We start from the raw sequence: 20,640 nt of genomic DNA on the forward strand, positions 1-20,640 counted from the left end.
AAGCGCGGGGTTAAAACGCCACGTCGACAATCAGCGTGTCGGTGTAGGTTCCGGCGGGAGGCGTGGCCTGGCTGGTCAGAACTTTTGCGGTGTAGTTATAGGTACGCAGTAAACCGTCGGTGCTGACCTGTGACGATGTCGCGCTGGTCCAGCGCTCGCTGCCGCTGCTGCCCCAGCGGTTACCGGAGGCTTCCTTATAGATGTCGTAGCTCATGGTGTTACTGCCGCTGACCATCCGGCGGACATTATTGAGGGCGTTGGCACCATTATTAATGCCGATAGTGTAGGTGCTGCCTTTGGTGCAGGTGACGGCAATGGCCTGCGAGACGGTAGGGAAACTTTGTACCAGCGGTGCGCTGTTGAAGTTCACGTCCGGCGTGGTCATGGCGCTGCAGTCGTTGGTGACGGTCATGTTAAGCAGAATGCTGGTCGTTGTAGTACCCGACTGGGGAGATGTACACAGGCTTCCAAGACCGACGGCGCAGACGTTGTAGCTGATGCTGAAGGTCAGCAGCACCTGGTAAGGCCCGGCAGTCACGTTTTGTCCGGGGACGGTGCGAAAATAGAGTGGTATGTTGTACCGTTTTGACCCGAGCAGCCCCAGCAGTGTGTTCCCGCTCCAGGTATACGAATTACTTATCTGCACCTCGCTACTGCTCGCGCAACCGGATAATCCGCACAGCCGGGTAGGAATCACGTCCGCGATGGCCGCATTATCCGTGCGCTTCATGGTGGCGCGGCTGTTGCCCGAAACCGATGCCGAGGTGTAGTTCAGGGTCACCGAGTCGTTGGTCAGTACATTGAGCACGGCGTCACACGCCACCACCAGCGTGCCGGTGGTTTCCACCTCCCCGTTTCCGCTGAGCGCGAACGAGGTGACGCTGCCAAACGATGCATTGACCGTACTGACGGTGCACGCCGCCCAGCCGCCGCCGGAAAACAGCAGCAGCATCCACAGCAGCAGGCGCGTCATGGCCCCTCCCGGCACACCAGTGGACCGTAGGTTTGCAGCTTGTGCTCCGGATTAGCTCCCACGGTCAGCGTGGCCTTGCAGCGTTTTCCATCTGGTGCGATCACCTCGAGCGGATTCACATCGCTGAGATTTTCCAGCCAGGCGATGCCGTCATACCCCACCACCGCGTTGCTGCGCGAGACGCGTCGGACCTGGCTTCCCACCGGCAGCGCCTGCCCGTGCGCATCATGCAGAATAACGCTGGCCACCCGCTCCTGCTCCATTGGGAAGTCCACCAGATAGCCGCTGTGACGGCGAATGGCGATCCGCCGTTCGGTCTCTTTCAGCCGGGTATCCGCGGGCAGATTCAGGGTATCAATCCGGTAGCTTGCCGGGTAATACGCCGACACCCCGCTCACCAGCAGGTAACCGTTGTTATTGGTTTTACCAACAGGCTGGTTTTCATAGCTGACGGGCACATCCGGGTGGCCGTCGGTACTGATCACCACAAACGCATCGTTGATTTTGTTCGCCGCAAACAGCTCGCCGTCCATCAGCACAACGGAACCCATCGCCTCGCCCCACCAGGTCATCATGTCCCGTTCGCCATAGGCGCCGCCCTGCAGTTCAACGTTGTTGTTGCGCCAGCCCAGCGTGCCCTGTTGATAATCACTGGCTCTTGACTGGTTGGCCCAGGCCATATTCCAGCTGAACCCACCGTCAGAAGGCATGGCGTGGTTGTAGTTAATGCGCTGAGTACTGCCTGCGTCCGGGGTGTTCTCAACGGTGACGGCAGCGCTGTCGCGCTCCCCTAGCGGCACCTGTAGCGACAGCGCAACGGTCCAGTCTCCGCGCTGTTGATCCCGGCTGCCGGCGAGGTAAATACTGCTCGCGCCCCACAGGTTGCGGCTCCAGGAGAGATTAAGCAGCTCGGTTTTTTGACCGTCAAAACTCTCCACGCCGATCCAGGCCGCGCCGATGTTGCCATATTGTCCCAGATTGAAGGTGAGAGAATACTGGTCCGTATTGCGGCTGAAGCTGGCGATGGGCTTATCGTTTTCGTCATAGACCGTCGGCTGGTCATAAAGGGCGAGGTTGCCAAAGCCGCGGTCGCGACGCGTGTGCTGGGTGGCGACGCTAAACTCGCTGGTGCTGTACTGGTAACCCCAGTTGATTTGCCCGCCCTCGTCACCGCGCATGCGGCTTTGCGAGTAAGAGGTATTCACCACGCCAAACTGGCCGAGTTTTATCACCGTCCCCGCCCCGCCCAGCGCCAGCTCCTGCGCCCCTTCCGCGTGCCCCTCCAGCGTCAGCCAGTCCGTCATCCCGTAGCGATACGAGCCGCTGCCTGCTGCCGAACCGTAGTCAAAATTCTTGATACCGTAATTACGCCGCAGGCTGCCCAGGGTCACGGCACCGTCGCTCAGCCCTTGTTTAAGCAAGTCGCTGGTGACGTAGAACGGGAGCGTGGTGCTCACCTGTCGCCCCAGCGCATCCGTCGTGACCAGCACCGCATCCCCGGCGCCGTTGATATAGGGCAGATTGGTCAGGGTGAAGGGGCCAGGCTGAAGCTGGGTTGAGCCGGAGCGATAGCCGTTGATAAAGAGATCGACCGAGGTGGGTACTGCGGCTTCCCCCGCGAACTCGGGCAGCGGCCATGTCACCAGATCGGGACGCAGGGAGAAATCCCGCCCGACGCTTACCCCACCCATCCGCACGCTGGAGCTCCAGCTCAGGGCATCGCTGATCACATCCCCGACGCTCCAGCTCATCGCGTCATCTTCATTCGTGAACAGCAGGGTGGTGTCATAGCGAACATACCCTTCCTGCTGGCCGTCGTTACCGGTGAAGTTTTCCCGGGCGTAGCCGGTGGAGGAAAATGAGCCGTTCTCGTTGAAGTAGCGAAACTCATGCCAGAGCGACGCCTGACCGCCGATATGTTCCGTGTGGTTGGTGTAGAGATCGTAATTCAGCAGCGCCCCGCGCCCGTAGTGCGGTTTGGCCTGCGCCGTTTGCGCGCTGAAAGGGGTCACGCGGGCCGTCACCCAGGCGCGGGGAACGGTCAGCAGCAGGCGCTGCGCGGCGCTGTCGTATTCCACCCGAACCTGATCAAGCGAGGAGAGATTCACCTCTCCGGCAGGAACATGCGCCGGGGGCAGCCCCGCGCGCAGCAGGTCGGCGCTGGAAATAAAGAAAGCGCCTTTACGCTGCGTCACCGGCACGACCAGACCGGTATCGTAGTGGTTGAGCACGAGGGCGAGCTGGAAGACCGCTTCATCATTTATCGCCTGTGCCTGAGGAGGCGGCGGCAAACTGTCGTCGCCGGGCTCGGCCAGGGTCGCGGAACTGACGCAAAGCAGTATCATCATCGCTGGCTTCAGTTTACGGGCGTCGACTGCCATTGTTCGTCCCTGGCATTAATCTGCGCGCTCATCCGCTCCGGCTGACGAACGCCAGCGGGTACTGGCCAGCTGCGGGTGCTGCCCGGGAGGACGTAACCCAGTAATCCCTCCGCGACCGTGCGTTTCTGCCCCCCCTGCTCCAGCGCCACCTGGCTCAGTCTGACATGAATATCACCCCGGTTTCGAACCTCCAGCGCAGGCTGTCCACCCGCCTGCGTCACCCGCCAGCTCAGATTTTGGGTCTCCGCCAGCGCGTGGTGCGCGCCCTCTTTTATAGTCGGAACCCCCTGGCCATACACAAACAGAGGGATGGAGTAGCGCATCTGCAATTTGAGGCCGATAGCGGGTTCGGCTTTGGCATCTGGCTGGGGAATTTCATCCACGATGATGCGGTAAGCCTGTTCGATACCTGCGGGAACGGAAGCCTGTTTGATAAGGCGAATAAGCTGCTTGCTGCCTGTACCAATCGTGACGATGGGCGGGCTGGCGACCACATCCTGCTGCGCGGTATAACGCTCGTGTCCATCCTCCTGTTTCCAGCGCACGATGCGGACCTGCATCGTCGTGGCGCTGTTTCCCTGGTTCTGGATCCACAGCTCCGTGGCGTTGGCGTCCGCAGCCAGCCACGGATCGATCGGCCACAGCAGGATGGTGGCCGCCGCCTGCGCCTGCCCGGTTGCCACCGTCAGGCTCAACGCGCCCGCCAGACAAACAGGTCTGAAAAATGGCTTCATCAATACTCTCCCTTTATTACCATGACAAGGTCACGGTGAGCTGATCGGTATAGGTTCCTGCCGGGCTAAACCCGGTCAGTAGCGCCACGCCGAAAAGCGGCAGCGCGATGTTGTTGCTGTTGGTATAGGTCACCGGTATCGCCTGGTTAACACCAATTTCGCTGTTGGCGGCCAGCGAGCTGCTGCTGTAGAGCCGGTATGGCACCAGTTCTGTTCCACCGGACCGCTTCATCCGACGAACGGATGAATAATTTTGACCGCCGTTAATGCTCATGCTCAGCGCCACGCCCGGCGTACAGGCGATGGACAACGCCCCGTTTGGCACAAAGCTGGTGCTGACCGGCGCGCTCTCGACGCCGTTATGACTGCCAAAGTCCAGCGTGCCGAAAAGCCCGCCGCTACCGGTAGCCACCGCACATCCGGGTACAATCGTGGCGCTGACCTTAAAGGACTGAGACGTCACCGCATCCGCCGTCGGCATCATGAGCAATACAACCATCAGCGTGAAAAAAGGGTGCACGCTTCCCTCTGCGCGTTTGCGCAGACTTCTCAACGTTGCCTTCATGGCGGTAGAGGACTAGTAGGTGACGCTGACGTTAATCGTGTCGGTGTAGGTCCCCGGGACGACCGTCACGCTGTTGCCGCCGCCGGTAATACGCCCGTAGAGGGTGTAACTGTCTACCCCTCCGGCCGTAGAGGCGATCGGCAACGCGGCGTTATTGGCAATCACGGTATTAAACCCGCTGTCGCTGTACAGGCTGTAAGCCACGCCCTGTGCCGTATTGGCGGTGTTAACCAGATAGCGCGCAGGTGTGCCTGGCGTGCCGACAACGGTGCCGGGGGCCGTGGAGTTGGTGTTGCCGACGATCGCCACCGTATAGCTGGCGGTCGTGCACTGAATGGTGAAGGTGTTTCCGCCGCTGGCACCGGAGAGCTGCGTGGTCAGGGTAGAAAACGTGGCAGGATGGGTCCCGAAATCGAGCGTACCGAAGTTAATGCCACTTTGCGCGGGCGATCCGTTTATCAGACACCCGTTTGTCAGCGTCAGCGTCGCGCCGATGGTGCCGCTGCTGGTCACGGCCAAAGCCTGAGGGGCCATTGTCGCAGCCAGTAACGAGCCTGCGCAGATCAAAAGGCGTTTTCTTTTCATTTACCACTCTCCAGAAGACGTCGCCGTTCCCTTGCCACATTTTATTTTTGCTGTTCAAGATGTTAGCCCCGCTTAAGGTTCCTCTGAGGGGGTTATTGAGAATTTAGTTTACGGATATCGCTTCGACCACCTTCCCCATTACACATAAGCCATATGTCTTATTGACTCCCTATCTTTATAAATAACATAGAGTTAAATGTTTTCAGGCGGCGATTTTGTTTTATCAGGAGAGAATATATCCATTAAAGTGTGATCTTAATCACAATATATCGTCAGCGCATTCACAACAAATTTAATAAAACTTAAAAAGGAGTTGTATCCCCCTACGCTTTGCGTCAATTTATGGGCCGAATAATTTCCCGTTTCGTAATAAAAAATTTATATGTATCGACGCGGGCTACATCTGAAGCGCATAGAGGGTCTTTTTTCGTGGCAAGTGCAAACAAACTCACACTCTTCATCGTGATATTCATGCTGGCGGGTATTCTTTCAGGGGCAGCAATTCATGAATATGCATCTGCGGATGCCATCAAAGCCTGGTCGGATAATATTACCCTTCTGACCGATATTTTCCTCCGTCTGATCAAAATGGTGATTGCGCCCCTGGTCTTCAGCACGCTGACCGTTGGCATTATGAAGCTGGGCGAAACCTCCACCATTGGCCGCGTAGGCGGCAAAGCGATGGTGTGGTTTATCAGCTCATCCGTGCTCTCTATTCTGGTGGGGCTATTTATCGTCACCCTAGAGCATCCGGGAAGCGGTCTGAACCTGACGGTGCCGACAGAAGCTGTGGATACCGGCCTGGCCGTCAGCGGCATGACGCTGAAAGCCTTCCTGTCGCACACCATTCCGACCAGTATCGCAGGGGCGATGTCGAACAATGAGATCCTGCAGATTGTGGTGTTCTCAATGTTCTTCGGCATTGCTGGCGCATCGCTGGGGCAGAAATTCAACGCGCCGCTGGTGGCCGCGCTGGATGTGGTTTCCCATATCATGCTGAAGGTCACGGGTTACGTGATGTACGTTGCGCCGCTGGCCATTTTCGCGGCGATCTCCTCCGTCATCGCCACGCAGGGTCTGGGCATTCTGCTGAACTACGCCTCCTTTATCGGCGGCTACTATGTGGCAATCCTGCTGACCTGCATGGTGCTGCTGGCCGTGGGTTACATGGTGCTGAAAAAAGAGGTGTTTCGCCTGGTCAGCATGCTGAAAGATCCGGTCCTGGTGGCCTTTACCACCAGCAGCTCTGAAGCCGCCTACCCTAAAACGCTGGAACAGCTGGAGCGTTTTGGCTGCTCGCGCAGTATTGCCTCTTTCGTCCTGCCGATTGGTTACTCCTTTAACCTGGTGGGCTCGATGGTTTACTGCTCTTTCGCCTCGATGTTTATCGCCCAGGCATACAACATTCACCTGAGCTTCTCGGAAGTGACGGTTCTGATGCTGACTCTGATGCTGGCGTCAAAAGGCATTGCGGGCGTACCGCGCTCGTCGCTGGTGGTGCTGGCAGCAACCATTCCGAGCTTTAATATTCCGGTGGCGGGTATTCTGCTGCTGATGGGCATCGACCACTTCCTGGATATGGGCCGTTCCGCAATTAACGTTCTGGGGAATGGTATTGCGACCGCGATGCTGTCGCAGAATGAAGGTGCGCGGGAAGCGGAAGCTGAAGCTGAGCTGGTAAAACAGGAAGCGTAACGGTATGAAAAAGCCGGGTGGCGGCTTCGCCTTACCCGGCCTACAAATAGCTCGAACACGTAGGCCGGGTAAGCGTCAGCGCCACCCGGCTTTGTTTTATGCTACATGACTCGCGGCGATATCCAGCAGCGCCATCTCGTCGCTGTTCAGCAGCTTCTCAATGTTCACCAGAATCAGCATACGCTCGCCGAGCGCGCCCAGGCCGGTGAGGTATTCGGTCGACAGCGTGACCGCAAATTCCGGCGCAGGACGGATTTGGTCAGAGGTCAGGGAGAGCACGTCAGAGACGCCATCCACCACGATACCCACCACGCGCTGCCCAAGGTTGAGGACGATCACCACGGTGTTGTCGTTATACTCCACGTCGCCCTGGCTGAACTTCACGCGCAGATCGACGATAGGCACGATCACGCCGCGCAGGTTGGTCACGCCTTTGATAAACGCAGGCGTGTTAGCGATGCGGGTAACCTGATCGTAACCACGAATTTCCTGCACTTTCAGGATATCGATGCCGTACTCCTCATCGCCCAAAGTGAATACCAGGAATTCCTGCCCTGATGGCTCGCCCGCCAGCTTCGTTACATTACTCATACCGGTCATGTTTTTACCTTCTACTTAATCAGGCGGCTGTGTACGCCACACGTTGTTCACGATTTAATCCCTGAAGCGCCGACACATCGACGATCAGCGCCACGCTGCCATCGCCCAGAATGGTCGCAGCAGAAATCCCCGGCACTTTGCGGTAGTTGCTTTCGAGGTTCTTCACCACCACCTGGTGCTGACCAATCAGCTGATCGACCAGCAGCGCGTAGCGGCGACCGGCACTTTGCAGGATCACCACGATGCCCTGCGTGGCTTCGGTTTTCGCGCCGTCCACTTCGAACACTTTCCACAGTTCAACCAGCGGGAGATACTCGCCGCGCACTTCCAGCACGCGCTCGCCGCCCGCCAGCGGATGCAGATCTTCCTCACGTGGCTGGAGGGATTCCATCACCGCGTTCAGCGGCAGAATGAAGACTTCGTCCGCCACTTTGACTGACATGCCGTCAAGGATCGCCAGCGTCAGCGGCAGCAGGATGCGAATGGTGGTACCAGAGCCCTGTTTAGACTGGATCTCAACGTGGCCGCCCATCTCCTGGATGTTACGTTTCACCACGTCCATGCCCACGCCGCGCCCGGACACGTCAGTCACCTGCTCCGCGGTTGAGAAGCCCGGCGCGAAGATCAGCATGCCCACTTCTTCGTCGGTCATGTTTTCGTTGACCGCCATGCCCTGTGAAATCGCCTTCGCGAGAATACGCTCGCGGTTCAGGCCCGCGCCGTCATCGGTCACTTCGATGCAGATGTTCCCGCCCTGATGTTCCGCGGAAAGAATCAGGTTTCCGACAGGGGATTTCCCGGCCGCCACGCGGTTTTCCGGCAACTCAATGCCGTGGTCGAGACTGTTACGCACCAGGTGCGTTAACGGGTCAATGATGCGTTCAATCAGGCTTTTGTCCAGCTCGGTGGAGCTGCCCATCAGCGTCAGTTCGATCTGCTTATTGAGCTTGCTGGCCAGGTCGCGCACCAGGCGCGGGAAGCGGCTGAAGACATATTCCATCGGCATCATACGGATGGACATCACCGATTCCTGCAGGTCGCGGGCGTTACGTTGTAACTGACCCATGCTGGTGATGAGATCGCCGTGGGTTACCGGGTCCAGTTCGTTAGAACGCTGTGCCAGCATTGACTGGGTGATCACCAGCTCACCGACGAGGTTAATCAGCTGATCAACCTTCTCAACCGCCACGCGGATGCTGGTGGACTCGCTGGAGCGCGCGGCCGGTTTTTCACCGCGGGCAGGTGCAGCCGTATCTTTCGGCACGGCTTTTAATGCAGGCGCGGCCGGTACGACGGCAGGCGCAGCCGCTTGTGCGACCTCTTCCACTGCGACAGGGGCATCGACTGCCGCGGCTTCAGTTTCAAAGGCAATTTGGTCGGCTTCGATAACAAAGCACAGCACCGCCACAATATCGTCCTGACTGATACCGTCATCCAGCGTCGCGGCAAGGCTGTCTTTACCTTTCACCACGTTGCTCAATGTCGCCAGGTTGCCCAGTTCTTCTTCGAGAAGGTTGACTTCGCTCTCTTTAAGACGGGACAACACCACGCGCAGTTTCGCCGGGCGGTCGGCAGCGGGCGCCGCGTCCTGTGCGGCCATGGCATCAACAACGCTCAGCTTCGCCGCCGGTACGGCAGCGACCACGTCACCTTTTGCTTCCAGCGCCAGCTGGCGCAGCGCGTTGCAGATATATTCAAAGCTGGCGGCATCAGGCTCTGCCGAACTTTTATAGGCGTCGAGCTGTTCCTGCATAATATCTTTGGTTTCCAAAAACAGGTTGATAATGTCGGTATTGAGCTGCATCTCACCGCGTCGTGCTTCATCCAGCAGGTTTTCCATTAAATGGGTCGTTTCCTGCAAAATGGTAAATCCAAAGGTCCCTGCACCACCTTTAATAGAATGCGCTGCACGGAAAATGGCATTGAGCTGCTCTGAATCCGGTGCTTCAGGCACCAGGTCCAGCAGGTGTTGCTCCATATCGGCCAACAGTTCATCGGCTTCATCAAAAAATGTCTGGTAAAAATCGCTAATATCCATGCTCACGCTATCACCTCGGATTGGCTGGTGGCGATGTTGGAACGGCAGCCGAAGGAACGGCCCCAGGCTGTTTTAAATCGTCCAGTGACTCATTCTGACTTTCGGCGTTTTCATGCAGGATGGCCTGCTCCGCCTGCTGGTTCAGCACTAAAAGACTGATACGACGGTTGATGGCGTCGTCCGGCCCGCGGTCGGTGACGCGCATGGTTGCTGCCATGCCGACCACGCGCAGAACCTTGCCATCATCAAGCCCACCCGCCACCAGCTCGCGACGCGAGGCGTTGGCACGATCGGCAGAAAGCTCCCAGTTGCTGTATCCCTTCTCACCGCTGGCGTACGGGAAATCATCCGTGTGGCCTGACAGGCTGATTCGGTTAGGAATGCCGTTCAGGACCGGGGCAATGGCGCGTAAAATATCGCGCATATACGGCTCAACGTCCGCACTGCCGGTTTTAAACATTGGGCGGTTCTGGCTGTCGATAATCTGGATACGCAGACCTTCCTGCACCAGATCGATCTTCAGGTGCGGGCGCAGCGCGCGCAGTTTCGGGTCCGCTTCAATCAGCTGATCGAGATCGCCACGCAGTTTCTTCAGGCGCGCCTGTTCCATTCGTCTTTTCAGATCGTCGATGTTTGGCTCTTTTTTCACTTCACCCTTCTGCTGGGTGTAATCGTCGCCACCGCCAGGAATGGGGCTCTCGCTGTTCGAAATGCGCGGCCCACCGGTCACCGCCGTTGCCAGCGGCGTTCTGAAATATTCCGCAATCTGGATCAGCTCTTTCGGGCTGGAGATGGAGATCAGCCACATCACCAGAAAGAACGCCATCATGGCAGTCATAAAGTCGGCGTAAGCAATTTTCCACGAGCCATGGGAACCGTGCCCGTGCCCCTTATGCTTGCGCTTTTTTACGATGACGATCGGATGGGACTGGTTTTTCATGCGTCCTCAGTTGTCGTCTGTTGGTTTGGGTTTTTCACCGCACGCACGTGTTCTTCAAGCTCGATAAACGACGGACGCTCGCTGGAGTACAGCGTTTTACGGCCAAATTCGACGGCGATCGGTGGTGCGTAACCGTTGAGGTTGGAGAGCAGCGTGATCTTCACGCACTGCATCATTTTGGTGGTTTCCGCGCTCTTTTGACGCAGCACGCTCGCCAGCGGTGAGATAAAACCGTACGCCAGCAGGATACCGAGGAAAGTCCCGACCATCGCGTGGGCAATCAGCGCACCTAACTCTGCCGCCGGACGATCCGCCGAGGCCAGCGCGTGAACCACCCCCATCACCGCCGCAACGATACCAAACGCCGGAAGCGAGTCGCCCACCAGCGCCAGGCTGTTGGCTGGCACTTCAGATTCGCTTTCGTGGGTTTCGATCTCTTCGTCCATCAGCGCTTCAATTTCGAAGGTGTTCATGTTGCCGCTGATGATCAGGCGCAGGTAATCGACGATAAAATCCAGCATCATCGCGTCAGCCAGGATACGTGGATAGCTGGCGAAGATTTCGCTCTCTTTCGGGTTTTCGATGTCACGCTCCAGCGAGAACATGCCCTGCTGACGTGACTTCGCCATCAGGCGATAGAGCAGCGCCAGCAGATCCATATACATGCTTTTGGTGTATTTCGAGCGACGGAACAGCAACGGAATCGCTTTCAGCGTGCCCTTGATCGATTTACCGTTGTTACCAACGATAAAAGCCCCTACCCCTGCACCGCCGATGATAATAAGTTCAGCCGGTTGATAGAGTGCTCCAAGGTGCCCGCCGGTCATCATGTAACCGCCGAAAACTGTACCGAGAACTACCAGGTAACCTAATAAGATAAGCACGACATCATCCTTCCGCTAGTGACTAAGGCAGGACGTTCATTTCGACAGCGTTACCGGAATGCGGGGTAAAAAAAAGCAGCGGTAATTGCTTACCGCTGCTGGAATCTTGCCCACACGTTCGGGTTAAACAGCTTGTTCGATCTGTTCATCCAGCAGTTGTGGAATAATATCGGCAGCATCCCGGGAAAGTTTACGTCTTTTTACGGCGCGGGATGGAGGCTGGCATAAACTACAGGCGAAGCTGCCAGCAGGCTGATGAGCATGGGTAATAAAATTGCCATCGCAGCAGTTGCAGCGAGACAGTTCAAGCATTCCGCTTTCAACAAAACGCACCAGCGTCCATGCGCGGGTCAGTGCCAGCAGGGGTCCATCTTCCTGCTGAGGGCATTGTTCAAGGTAAAGTTTATACGCTTTGATCACGGCATCGACGCCGCTACACAAACCGGTTTTCAGAAGGTACTGCCAGGCGTTACAGAACATCGATGCATGGATATTCTGTTCCCAGGTCATAAACCAGTCCGTTGAGAACGGCAGCATTCCTTTAGGCGGTGGACTACCACGTAATTCTTTATACAGTTTGATGAGACGACCACGGCTCAGCTGAGTCTCGCTTTCCAGCATTTGTAAACGAGCACCCAGCGTAATCAGCTCCATTGCCAGCTGTATATCACGCGCTTCCTGAACAATGCTTTTCTCGCTCATTTTTATGCCCTTTTCTTACGGGCAACGTCATCAGGCTGGCTGATTTCGCTGAGCAATCGTGTGGAGAGAAGAATACCGGTATGGACCTGTTGAAGATCGTCAACGCGGGATTCCTGGGTCAGACGCGTGATTGTCTGCGGATTATCAAAGCGGAACTGGCAAACGAGTTGATTCGTTTCTGCCAGCTTGACCATTTGCGGGAGTGTTAATCCACCCAACATGGTTGCCATCTCTTCGTTAATACCCAGACGAAACATCGCGGACGCTTTGTCCTGACTAATCAAACGCTGCGCGAGCAGTAAATATGACAAATTGATGTCATAGATATGTTTTAGCAACTCGGATGTATGCATTGTTCCCATCCCGAATAACCAACTATTATTTTTATGCGGAAAGACCGCACCCCGTGATGTCGCCGGGAAATCACCCGGTATAAAAAAGAAAAGGCTAAATGCATAGTTGAATTTAGGTTTGTATTCAGCAAAACGTACAACAGCTGAAACGCAGCTGCGCCTCATATCGTTTTATCATTTCTTACAAATAACTAAGATTTTTCCTAATTCGACGCAAACTCTACTCGTCAGTTTTGACACATACAATGCAGCCATCCTCAAATTTAAAAAAAATGTGATCTACGTCACACAATTTAAGTGAATATTCTCCATAAATCCATCAGTATGACTTGTAATTTGGTCAAAATTTCACCAAACGAGACTGTTTTATATTCTTGAAGAGCGAATACTCATGCATGCGTATGAACAGATACGGCATAGCAATTGCTTTTTCTGCTTATATTGACTACGCCAATCATTCACATCGCGTACATCTAGCAGTCACACTTCCATTACTTAGTAAAAACATATAGTTATGAAAAAAGTGCATAAAATTTATTTCACTGCGTGATCATTCAAATTGTGTTTATAACAGGTTAAAACGATTTAACGCGACTGACTAAAAAAAGTGTGATTTACGTTAAGTTGTTAATTTTTTTCATTTGGACACACTTTGCAATTATTCTTCTTATAAGAATAATTAATGAATAATTATGATAAGCTTCACACTAATGCCTTATTCCCCCCTTGCGGAAGTCTTGAAATCGCGGTAAAGCTGAAGAAACCTTGTTGTTCAGACATCAAAGGAGTGCGTGATGAGTTACACCCATCTTCTTGTTTCTGTTGCGGTTTCGCCGGAAAGTCATCAACTCGTCGCCCGTGCCGTTTCTATCGCCAGGCCCACCAATGCTCGCATCAGCCTGATCACACTGACAGCCGAACCCGAAATGTACAATCAACTGGCAGCCCCCATGCTCGAGGATATTCGTGAGGTTTTGCAGGAAGAAACACAGCAGTTTCTGCGAGAACTGGTAGAAAAGGCGCAATATCCGGTTCACCAGACCATTATTGCCACCGGGGAATTAAACGAACATATTCTTAGCTTGTGCCAAAAACAGAATATTGATTTGGTGATCTGCGGTAATCATAACCAAAGCTTTTTTTCGCGCGCGGCATGTTCGGCGAAATCGATTGTCGCCTCAAGCCAGGTGGATGTGTTGTTGGTCCCTCTTGGGGGCTCATAAAGCCCCCGAGGAATATCACGCCAGTTTAGGGAAAGTCGCGATCTTTTTTTGCAGCTGTCCCTCATGGCTCTGCGGTTCAATTTCACGCAGATCGTCTATAAAACGAGCCTGCCAGTGGTTAATGTCATTTTTACGGATGGTCTCCATCATCTCCGCATGGCGAGATATACGCTCCGCCAGCGGCATGGTTAAGGCGCGGTGGAGGGCGTTCGCGACGTCATCGCGATCGTAAGGGTTAACGATGAGTGCTGAAGTAAGCTCATTCGCCGCACCGGCAAATTGAGACAGCACCAGTACCCCAGGGTCCGCAGGATCTTGTGCTGCGACATACTCCTTTGCCACCAGATTCATCCCGTCACGCAGGGGCGTCACCAGCCCGACATCCGCATAACGGAAGACCTTCATCAGGATCTTGCGCTCAAAGTGTTGATTCAGATAGAAAAGGGGTGTCCAGCCCAGCTGTCCGTAGCGGCCGTTGATGCGCCCTGCTTCGGTCTCCAGCTGGTGACGAATATCCTGATAAGCCTGCACCTCGCCGCGCGATGTCGGCGCTATCTGCGTATAGCGAATTTTGCCGTGATGCTGCGGATATTTCTCCAGTAACGTTTCATACGCCAGGAAGCGCTCCGGTAAGCCTTTGGAGTAATCGAGGCGCTCTACTGAAAAGATATTCTTAACGTTTTTAAGCTCATTTTTCAGCTGTGCCAGTTTTGGCGGCAACGGGCCAGACGCTTGTTCGGCAATTTCTTCCGGCTCGATGCCGATAGGATAAACCTCCGTATGGAAGGTTTTACCCCAGGCCGCGTGCGATTTACCGCCATGCGTAACCAGCCGCGTTTTACCCGACACGCTGTCGAGGAAAGCCAGCCTGTCATTTTCAGTCTGGAAACCCAGGAGATCGTAATCGGACAGTGCTTCCAGGATCTCGTCGTGCTGCGGAAGCGCCGTGAAGATCTCCGGCGTCGGGAAGGGAATATGCAGGAAGAAGCCGATACGGTTGTTGACGCCGCGTCTTCTCAACTCTCGGGCAAAGGGCAGAAGATGATAATCGTGGATCCATAAAATATCGTCTTCTTTAATTAATGGCAGCAGTTTATCGGCCAGCAGCGCATTGACGCGCATATAGCCTTCATAAGACTCGCGCTGGAATTTGACCAGATCCAGGCGGTAGTGGAAGGCAGGCCACAGTACGGCATTAGAGAACTCGGAATAATATTCGTTATAGTCCTGTTCGTTCAGGGCGAAAGAGGCCCACGTAATGTTGCCGCGCGAGACTTTCTTAAGCGGCTTGTCTTCGTTACTGATTTCCCCACTCCAGCCAAACCAGAGTCCTCCGGCGGCTTTTAGGGCACCTAATACCCCCACCGCCAGGCCACCCGCGCTGGCTTTTTTATCATCCGGCGGTGCAATGCGATTAGAGACGACGATTAAGCGACCCATATAGATTTCTCCCGTTGTGTTGCGCTATTTGTTGTTGTTGCTGGTTAGCGACGTCAGATATCCACTGCCAGACGCTGGCGACGCTTTCCAGCCGCCATCCGGCACACGTTTCTCCAGGCCCGACTTTGACAGACATCCCGCCGGCCTTATTGACCACCATAAACCCGGCCTCATCGGTCAGGTCATCCCCCAAAAATACCGGCTTACGCCCCTGAAAAGGCGGCTCGGCCATAAACGCCGCAATAGCAGCGCCTTTGTTGATCCCTTCAGGTTTAATCTCAATGACGCACTTCCCCGGCTGTAACGCGAGCTCCGGGTGCGCATCGGCCACGCCGCGGGCGATGGCAAAGACTGCCGCTTCATGATGCGGTGCCTGACGATAGTGCAGAGCAAAGGCCATACCTTTGGCTTCCAGCTCGGTACCCGGCAGCGCCTCCAGAGCAGAAGAGAGATGAGTATGCAGCGACTGAATTAAGGCATCGGGGAGTGAGACAATATGCTGTTGATCATGGATATCGCGGCGCTCCGCTCCGTGTACACCGGCCAGCGGAAAGTGATATGGACTGGCGAGCACGTCCAGCTCGGCCATTGAGCGCCCTGAAATCAATGCCAGTGCCCCCTCGTTCATCCGCGAGAGCTGCTGCAAATTCTCTAACACCGTATCCGGTACAACGACCTCATCTGGATGCGGCTTTATCCCGGCGAGTGTTCCGTCGAGGTCAAAAAAGAAAGCAAATTTTCCGGGCAGTACAGGCGGTGCGGTTAACAAGTCAGCCACCCTTTTCCTCCTTACAGTGAGTAAACAGCCATGTAAGTATAGACAGTGTGACGGTGCTCGCCATTTGACAACCGCCCCGTCAGTAAAACTGGCGGGGCGGTTAAGGGGTCAACTATGGTTATTAGTTGAGCAATAAAAAGCGCGGAAAGGCGTTAAACGGTACGCTTCGCTTTTTGCTTATAACGGTCGAAAATCACGGCTGCGAGCAGGATCAGACCCCGCACCACGTACTGCGAGAATGGCGAAATATTCAACAGGTTCATGGCGTTCTCCACCGTCCCCAAAATCAGGATACCGGCCACCACATATGAGATTTTTCCGATGCCGCCTTTCAGGGAAACGCCCCCCAAAACGCAGGCTGAGATGACGATAAGCTCATAACCAATGGAGGTCATCGGCTGGCCGCTGGTCATGCGCGACGCCAGAATGATCCCGGCTGCTGCGGAGACCAGCCCTGAGAGCACAAAGATAATGATCTTGGTGCGCACCACCGGAACACCCGCCAGGCGCGCCGCCTCTTCATTCCCGCCAATCGCCAGCGTGTTACGGCCAAAGGTGGTGCGGTTAAGCAGGAAGCCAAACAGGATCAGGCAGGCGACCGTCAGCCAGATTGGCGCAGGCAGACCCAGCCAGTTGGCATAGCCCAGGGTAAAGAAGCGCTCGTCTTCGATCCCCACGGCTTTCCCGTCGGAGATGATATAGGCCAGACCACGCACAATTTGCATGGTCGCAAGCGTCGTGATCAGGGCGTTAATCTTCAGGCGGGCAATCACAAACCCGTTCACCAGGCCGCTCAGCACGCCGAGCATCAACCCTGCAAAGACGCCAATCCACAGGCTCTCGGTCATGTTGATAACGACTGCCGTGGTCACGCCTGCGCAGGCGATTACCGAGGCCACCGACAGGTCAAAATCGCCCGACGCCAGGCAGAACAGCATGCCGCAGGCCACCATGCCGGACATGGAGATTGCCAGCCCCAGCCCCTTCATATTGATGAAGGTGGCAAAGTTCGGCACAAAAATCGCGCAGGCGAGGAACAGCGCGGCAAAGACCACCAGCATACCGTACTGGTCCCAGATGCGGCCAAAACTGAAAGCCGACTTCGGCGCTCCGGATGTAGTTACAGAGGACATCATTGACTCCTTACTCAGGCGACAGCCTGGCTAACTTTAGGCATGGCGAGACTCAACGCCTGTTGTTCATTCGCCTGTTCATGCAGCAACTCACCGGCAATTTCACCTTCACGCATCACGACGATGCGGTCGGCAACGCCAAGCACCTCAGGCAGATCGCTGGAGGCGAACAGCACCGCCACGCCGCGTTTTGCCAGTTCATAAATCACGTTATAGATTTCGTGTTTTGCCCCCACGTCGATACCGCGCGTCGGCTCATCCAGCAAAATGACCTTCATATCTTCCGACAGCCAGCGGCCCAGAATGGCTTTTTGCTGATTACCGCCGGAGAGATTCATGATCAGCTGCTCCGCACCCGGCGTTTTGATGTTCAGCGATCGGATATGGTGGTCGGCGTTGCTCGCTTCCCAGCCGTCATTAATCAGGCACCCCGCGCGGATGTATTTGCGTCTCGCAGAGATATTGATGTTATCGCGCACCGAGTGGACCGGAATGATCCCCTCCGCTTTGCGATCTTCCGGGCAGAGCATCATGCCCGCATTGATCGCGTGAGCGGGCTTCTGGATATCGATTATTTGACCGTCAATCGAGACCTGCCCCTGTGTGATCCGCGTGCCGCCAAACAACCCTTTCATCAGTTCGCTGCGCCCTGCCCCGACAAGGCCAAACAGTCCGACGATTTCACCGCTGCGCACCGAAAGAGAAATCGGCGTGCGCACGCCGGGCGCTTTAACGTTATCCAGACGCAGACGCTCCGGGCCGTACTCGCGCGGCTGCCAGTGGTAAATATCGCCCAGCTCGCGTCCGACCATCGCCTGAACCAGCTGGTCATGGTTAACCTGTGCCATGTCCGTGAACGTCCGCACGTAGCGACCGTCCTTAAACACGGTGATGGCATCGCTTAAGGCAAAGATCTCCTCCATACGGTGCGAAACGTACAGAATGATGCGTCCTTCTTTGCGCAGCTCGCGGATCACGCGGAACAGATTTTCAATTTCACGGGCGGAGAGCGAACTGGTCGGTTCATCAAAGGCGATAATCTTGGCGTTACGCGCCAGCGCCTTGGCAATTTCAACCATCTGCCACTGGCCGATGGAGAGATATTTCAGGGGCGTTTGCGGATCAACATCCAGCCCAAGGTGTTTAAGCTGCAGCCCCGCTTCGTAATTGAGTAGCGAACGATTTACCACGCCGCTTTTGTGCGGAAGCTGACCTAAATAGATGTTCTCTGCCACGGTCATTTCAGGAATGAGGTGCAGTTCCTGATAGATGATGGCGACCCCGGCATTGAGAGCCGCCGTCGTATCGGCAAACGCCACCTCTTCGCCGCGTATCGCCAGCGTGCCGGTTGTGGGGGTGTAGTTACCGCTGAGAATTTTTAATAGCGTGGATTTTCCCGCGCCGTTCTCCCCCATCAGCGCGTGGACCTGACCGGCATGGCAGTCGAAGCTGATATCGGTCAGCGCGTTAACACCGGGGAAGGTTTTCCCGATGCCGCGAAAAGAGAGATAGGGATCAGACTGTTGCATAACGACTCCGTGATTCCTGTAGTGTGTACGTCTGGCCCCTCAGAAAAATGAGGGGCACAATCACAACGTATTACTTACCGCCCAGTCCTTTTTTCGCCAGCTCCTCTTTGAAGTTGTCGCGGGTGATCAGCACCACGTCGGTCACTTCGGTGAATTTCGGCGGTTCAGCCCCTTTGGTCACCCAGTTGTAGAGCATTTCGCTGGATTTGTAGCCGTGAACATCCGGGCTTGGCAGCAGCGAGCCGTAGAAGCCGGTCGCCTGCGCTTTGGACAGTTCGCTGACCGCGTCCACGCCGTTGATGCCGATGCCGATAACGTCAGGCGCCTTGAAGCCCTGGCCTTCGGTTGCGCGCACGCCGCCCAGCACGGTGTTGTCGTTCATGCCGACCACCAGCCAGTGTTTGACTTCCGGATGCTGGACCAGCATAGAGTTAGCCGCGTCGAACGCGCCCGGGATGTCGTTAGATTTGGTTGGTACTTTGTAGATCTGCTTTTCCGGGAAACCGGCCGCTTTCAGGGCGTCCATGGAACCGGTAGTACGACGACGCGCCGTGTCCAGCTCGTCAGCGGTAATCGCCATCACGCCGGTCTCTTTTACATCCCAGCCGCGTTTTTGCATCTCTTTATAGAGTTCCTGGCCCTGACGTTCGCCGATTTTGGTCGCCGCCATCATCACCAGCGGGACGCTGTCCATCGGCTTACCCTTGGCGTTCACGAACTGGTCATCAACTGCAATGACCTTCATGTCATAGCCACGTGCTTTGGCGGCAATTGCTGAACCCAGTTTCGGATCAGGGGTACAGATAACAAACCCTTTCGCACCGCTGGCCGCCAGGCTGTCGATGGCGTTCAGGGTTTTTTCACCGTCCGGCACGGCGATTTTAATCACTTCAAAACCTAAATCTTTTCCGGCTTTATCGGCGAATTTCCACTCGGTCTGGAACCAGGGTTCTTCAGGTTGTTTAACCAAAAAACCGAGTTTTAAATTTTCAGCGATAGCGGATTGTGACATAACGGCAGCCAGGCCGATGGCCGCCAGCGCTTTAGTAAATTTGTGCATGGTAAACTCCAGCTTTAGCAATCTTTTCTGTAGGGAATATTTGCGTGCTTCTTATTTAATCGGACTTAAAACAAGACATTAGCGCTTACCTCGTCATAAGCGTTAGTGCTGGTGATAGTTTTAGCGGGAAATTAATCATCCATAAGAGAGCGGCATCACACCGCAGAATTACAGTAATTGCGTACATAAATTCAGCGGAAAATGACATAAAAACGGCAGGAATTGTCAGACAATTAAAATGGGGTTAAGCAGAATAATCCATAAGATTAGCCAAGAAGTCCCTGACAGCCGGACGCCATCACGTCCGGCGGGGAAATTACCAGGCGTAATAGATGTGATCCGCGTGATCGCGGACAGGCGCTTCGTCACCCAACAGGCGAGCAGAAAGGGTCAGCGCAAAGTCAAACGCGTGGCCCAGACCTTTACCGCTGATCAGGTTTTTATCCTCGACGACCGGTGCATCCACGTATTCACCGTCCGTTACGGTTTCCCATAAATCTCCCGAGCAGACGTAACGGCGTCCTTTGAGTAACCCGTTACCGCCCAGCACGCGCGCTGCGGCAGAACAGAGCGGACAAATCAATTTTCCACTTTCATCATGTGTGGACACAAAATGGATGACTTCCCGGCTTGCGGCCAGATTGACGCTTCCCTGCGGCCCTCCGGGTAACACTACCGCATCGTAAAGCGTGTTCAGACGCTCGGATAGCGTACAGTCTGCCACCATCGGGATGTTATGGTAGCTCACCACCGCCCGAGATTCTGCGCAAGCCAGGGTTTCCACCTCAATATTCAACCGACGCAGAATATCAATCGTAATAATTGCTTCTGCTTCTTCAAAACCAGGTGCCAGCAGCACCGCAACGTTCGCCATGTTAACCTCAGTGAATGGAGCACATTAAAACACTGTTTCATTTTCACAGAGTCATCAGAAACAATCCTGCACGGCGATCACATTACCGTCATTTTTGCAAAAATTGATTTAGCGCAACTTTACGCCCTTAGAATATATTTTGAATTAATCATG

The 20,640-nt window shown here is 55.1% G+C and carries 19 protein-coding genes; 2 read left to right on the forward strand and 17 right to left on the reverse strand.

What is annotated here, in order from left to right; all coding sequences use genetic code 11:
• Nucleotides 1-10 precede the first annotated feature (10 nt).
• The 5 genes from EXW94_RS06505 to EXW94_RS06525 are packed head-to-tail and all read right to left on the reverse strand — an operon-like array spanning nt 11 to nt 5,238.
• The gene (locus tag EXW94_RS06505) at nt 11-973 is read right to left on the reverse strand and encodes a spore coat U domain-containing protein (RefSeq protein WP_174339750.1); all 963 of its coding nucleotides are present in this window, start codon (nt 971-973) and stop codon (nt 11-13) included.
• Nucleotides 970-3,354, reverse strand: a complete 2,385-nt coding sequence (locus EXW94_RS06510) for a fimbria/pilus outer membrane usher protein (protein WP_174339751.1) — start codon at nt 3,352-3,354, stop codon at nt 970-972. The genes EXW94_RS06505 and EXW94_RS06510 overlap by 4 nt, the downstream gene beginning before the upstream one ends.
• A complete protein-coding gene (locus EXW94_RS06515; RefSeq protein WP_108417569.1) occupies nt 3,330-4,088 on the reverse strand; it encodes a molecular chaperone in 759 nt (252 codons plus the stop codon). Before EXW94_RS06515 ends, EXW94_RS06510 begins: the two co-directional genes overlap by 25 nt.
• Before the next feature lie 16 nt (nt 4,089-4,104).
• Nucleotides 4,105-4,653 carry a spore coat U domain-containing protein gene (locus EXW94_RS06520; RefSeq protein ID WP_108417568.1) on the reverse strand — a complete coding sequence of 183 codons (549 nt, stop codon included), beginning with the start codon at nt 4,651-4,653 and terminating at the stop codon, nt 4,105-4,107.
• 12 nt (nt 4,654-4,665) lie between these two features.
• On the reverse strand, nt 4,666-5,238 hold the full coding sequence (locus EXW94_RS06525; RefSeq protein ID WP_108417567.1) for a spore coat protein U domain-containing protein: 573 nt from the start codon (nt 5,236-5,238) through the stop codon (nt 4,666-4,668).
• A 429-nt stretch (nt 5,239-5,667) separates the two neighbouring features.
• On the opposite strand from EXW94_RS06525, the gene EXW94_RS06530 reads away from it, so the two are divergent.
• Entirely contained in the window at nt 5,668-6,933 is a 1,266-nt protein-coding gene (locus EXW94_RS06530) for a dicarboxylate/amino acid:cation symporter (RefSeq protein WP_042716086.1), read from the forward strand.
• A gap of 96 nt (nt 6,934-7,029) precedes the next feature.
• Here EXW94_RS06530 and cheW read toward each other — a convergent pair whose 3' ends face one another.
• The 6 genes from cheW to flhD form a co-directional block, all read right to left on the reverse strand.
• Nucleotides 7,030-7,533, reverse strand: coding sequence for a chemotaxis protein CheW (cheW, locus tag EXW94_RS06535; protein WP_010432502.1), 504 nt, complete (start codon nt 7,531-7,533; stop codon nt 7,030-7,032).
• 19 nt (nt 7,534-7,552) lie between these two features.
• Nucleotides 7,553-9,577 carry a chemotaxis protein CheA gene (cheA, locus tag EXW94_RS06540; protein ID WP_108417566.1) on the reverse strand — a complete coding sequence of 675 codons (2,025 nt, stop codon included), beginning with the start codon at nt 9,575-9,577 and terminating at the stop codon, nt 7,553-7,555.
• Between the two features lie 4 nt (nt 9,578-9,581).
• The gene (gene motB, locus EXW94_RS06545; RefSeq protein WP_010432487.1) at nt 9,582-10,511 is read right to left on the reverse strand and encodes a flagellar motor protein MotB; all 930 of its coding nucleotides are present in this window, start codon (nt 10,509-10,511) and stop codon (nt 9,582-9,584) included.
• The gene (gene motA, locus EXW94_RS06550) at nt 10,508-11,395 is read right to left on the reverse strand and encodes a flagellar motor stator protein MotA (protein WP_008500417.1); all 888 of its coding nucleotides are present in this window, start codon (nt 11,393-11,395) and stop codon (nt 10,508-10,510) included. Before motA ends, motB begins: the two co-directional genes overlap by 4 nt.
• A gap of 123 nt (nt 11,396-11,518) precedes the next feature.
• On the reverse strand, nt 11,519-12,103 hold the full coding sequence (gene flhC / locus EXW94_RS06555) for a flagellar transcriptional regulator FlhC (RefSeq protein ID WP_172411157.1): 585 nt from the start codon (nt 12,101-12,103) through the stop codon (nt 11,519-11,521).
• A complete protein-coding gene (gene flhD, locus EXW94_RS06560) occupies nt 12,100-12,450 on the reverse strand; it encodes a flagellar transcriptional regulator FlhD (protein ID WP_010432485.1) in 351 nt (116 codons plus the stop codon). Before flhD ends, flhC begins: the two co-directional genes overlap by 4 nt.
• Before the next feature lie 794 nt (nt 12,451-13,244).
• Between flhD and uspC the strand changes: the two genes are divergently transcribed.
• Nucleotides 13,245-13,673, forward strand: coding sequence for a universal stress protein UspC (uspC, locus tag EXW94_RS06565; RefSeq protein WP_010432484.1), 429 nt, complete (start codon nt 13,245-13,247; stop codon nt 13,671-13,673).
• 15 nt (nt 13,674-13,688) lie between these two features.
• Here the strand turns inward: uspC and otsA are convergent, their stop codons facing one another.
• The 6 genes from otsA to EXW94_RS06595 form a co-directional block, all read right to left on the reverse strand.
• A complete protein-coding gene (gene otsA, locus EXW94_RS06570) occupies nt 13,689-15,113 on the reverse strand; it encodes an alpha,alpha-trehalose-phosphate synthase (RefSeq protein ID WP_100166006.1) in 1,425 nt (474 codons plus the stop codon).
• Nucleotides 15,088-15,891, reverse strand: coding sequence for a trehalose-phosphatase (otsB, locus tag EXW94_RS06575; RefSeq protein WP_108417565.1), 804 nt, complete (start codon nt 15,889-15,891; stop codon nt 15,088-15,090). Before otsB ends, otsA begins: the two co-directional genes overlap by 26 nt.
• Nucleotides 15,892-16,043: 152 nt before the next feature.
• Nucleotides 16,044-17,024: an arabinose ABC transporter permease AraH gene (araH, locus tag EXW94_RS06580; RefSeq protein WP_010432481.1), complete on the reverse strand. Its 981-nt coding sequence runs from the start codon at nt 17,022-17,024 to the stop codon at nt 16,044-16,046.
• Nucleotides 17,025-17,038: 14 nt separating this feature from the next.
• Nucleotides 17,039-18,553 (reverse strand): L-arabinose ABC transporter ATP-binding protein AraG, encoded by a 1,515-nt coding sequence (araG, locus tag EXW94_RS06585; protein ID WP_174339752.1) that lies wholly within the window; start codon nt 18,551-18,553, stop codon nt 17,039-17,041.
• A gap of 70 nt (nt 18,554-18,623) precedes the next feature.
• Nucleotides 18,624-19,613 (reverse strand): arabinose ABC transporter substrate-binding protein AraF, encoded by a 990-nt coding sequence (araF, locus tag EXW94_RS06590; RefSeq protein ID WP_049006600.1) that lies wholly within the window; start codon nt 19,611-19,613, stop codon nt 18,624-18,626.
• A 316-nt stretch (nt 19,614-19,929) separates the two neighbouring features.
• Nucleotides 19,930-20,487, reverse strand: coding sequence for a DJ-1 family glyoxalase III (locus tag EXW94_RS06595; protein ID WP_174339753.1), 558 nt, complete (start codon nt 20,485-20,487; stop codon nt 19,930-19,932).
• Nucleotides 20,488-20,640: the final 153 nt, after the last annotated feature.

It is taken from the genome of Enterobacter sp. JMULE2 (assembly GCF_013337145.1).
GTDB lineage: Bacteria > Pseudomonadota > Gammaproteobacteria > Enterobacterales > Enterobacteriaceae > Enterobacter > Enterobacter mori.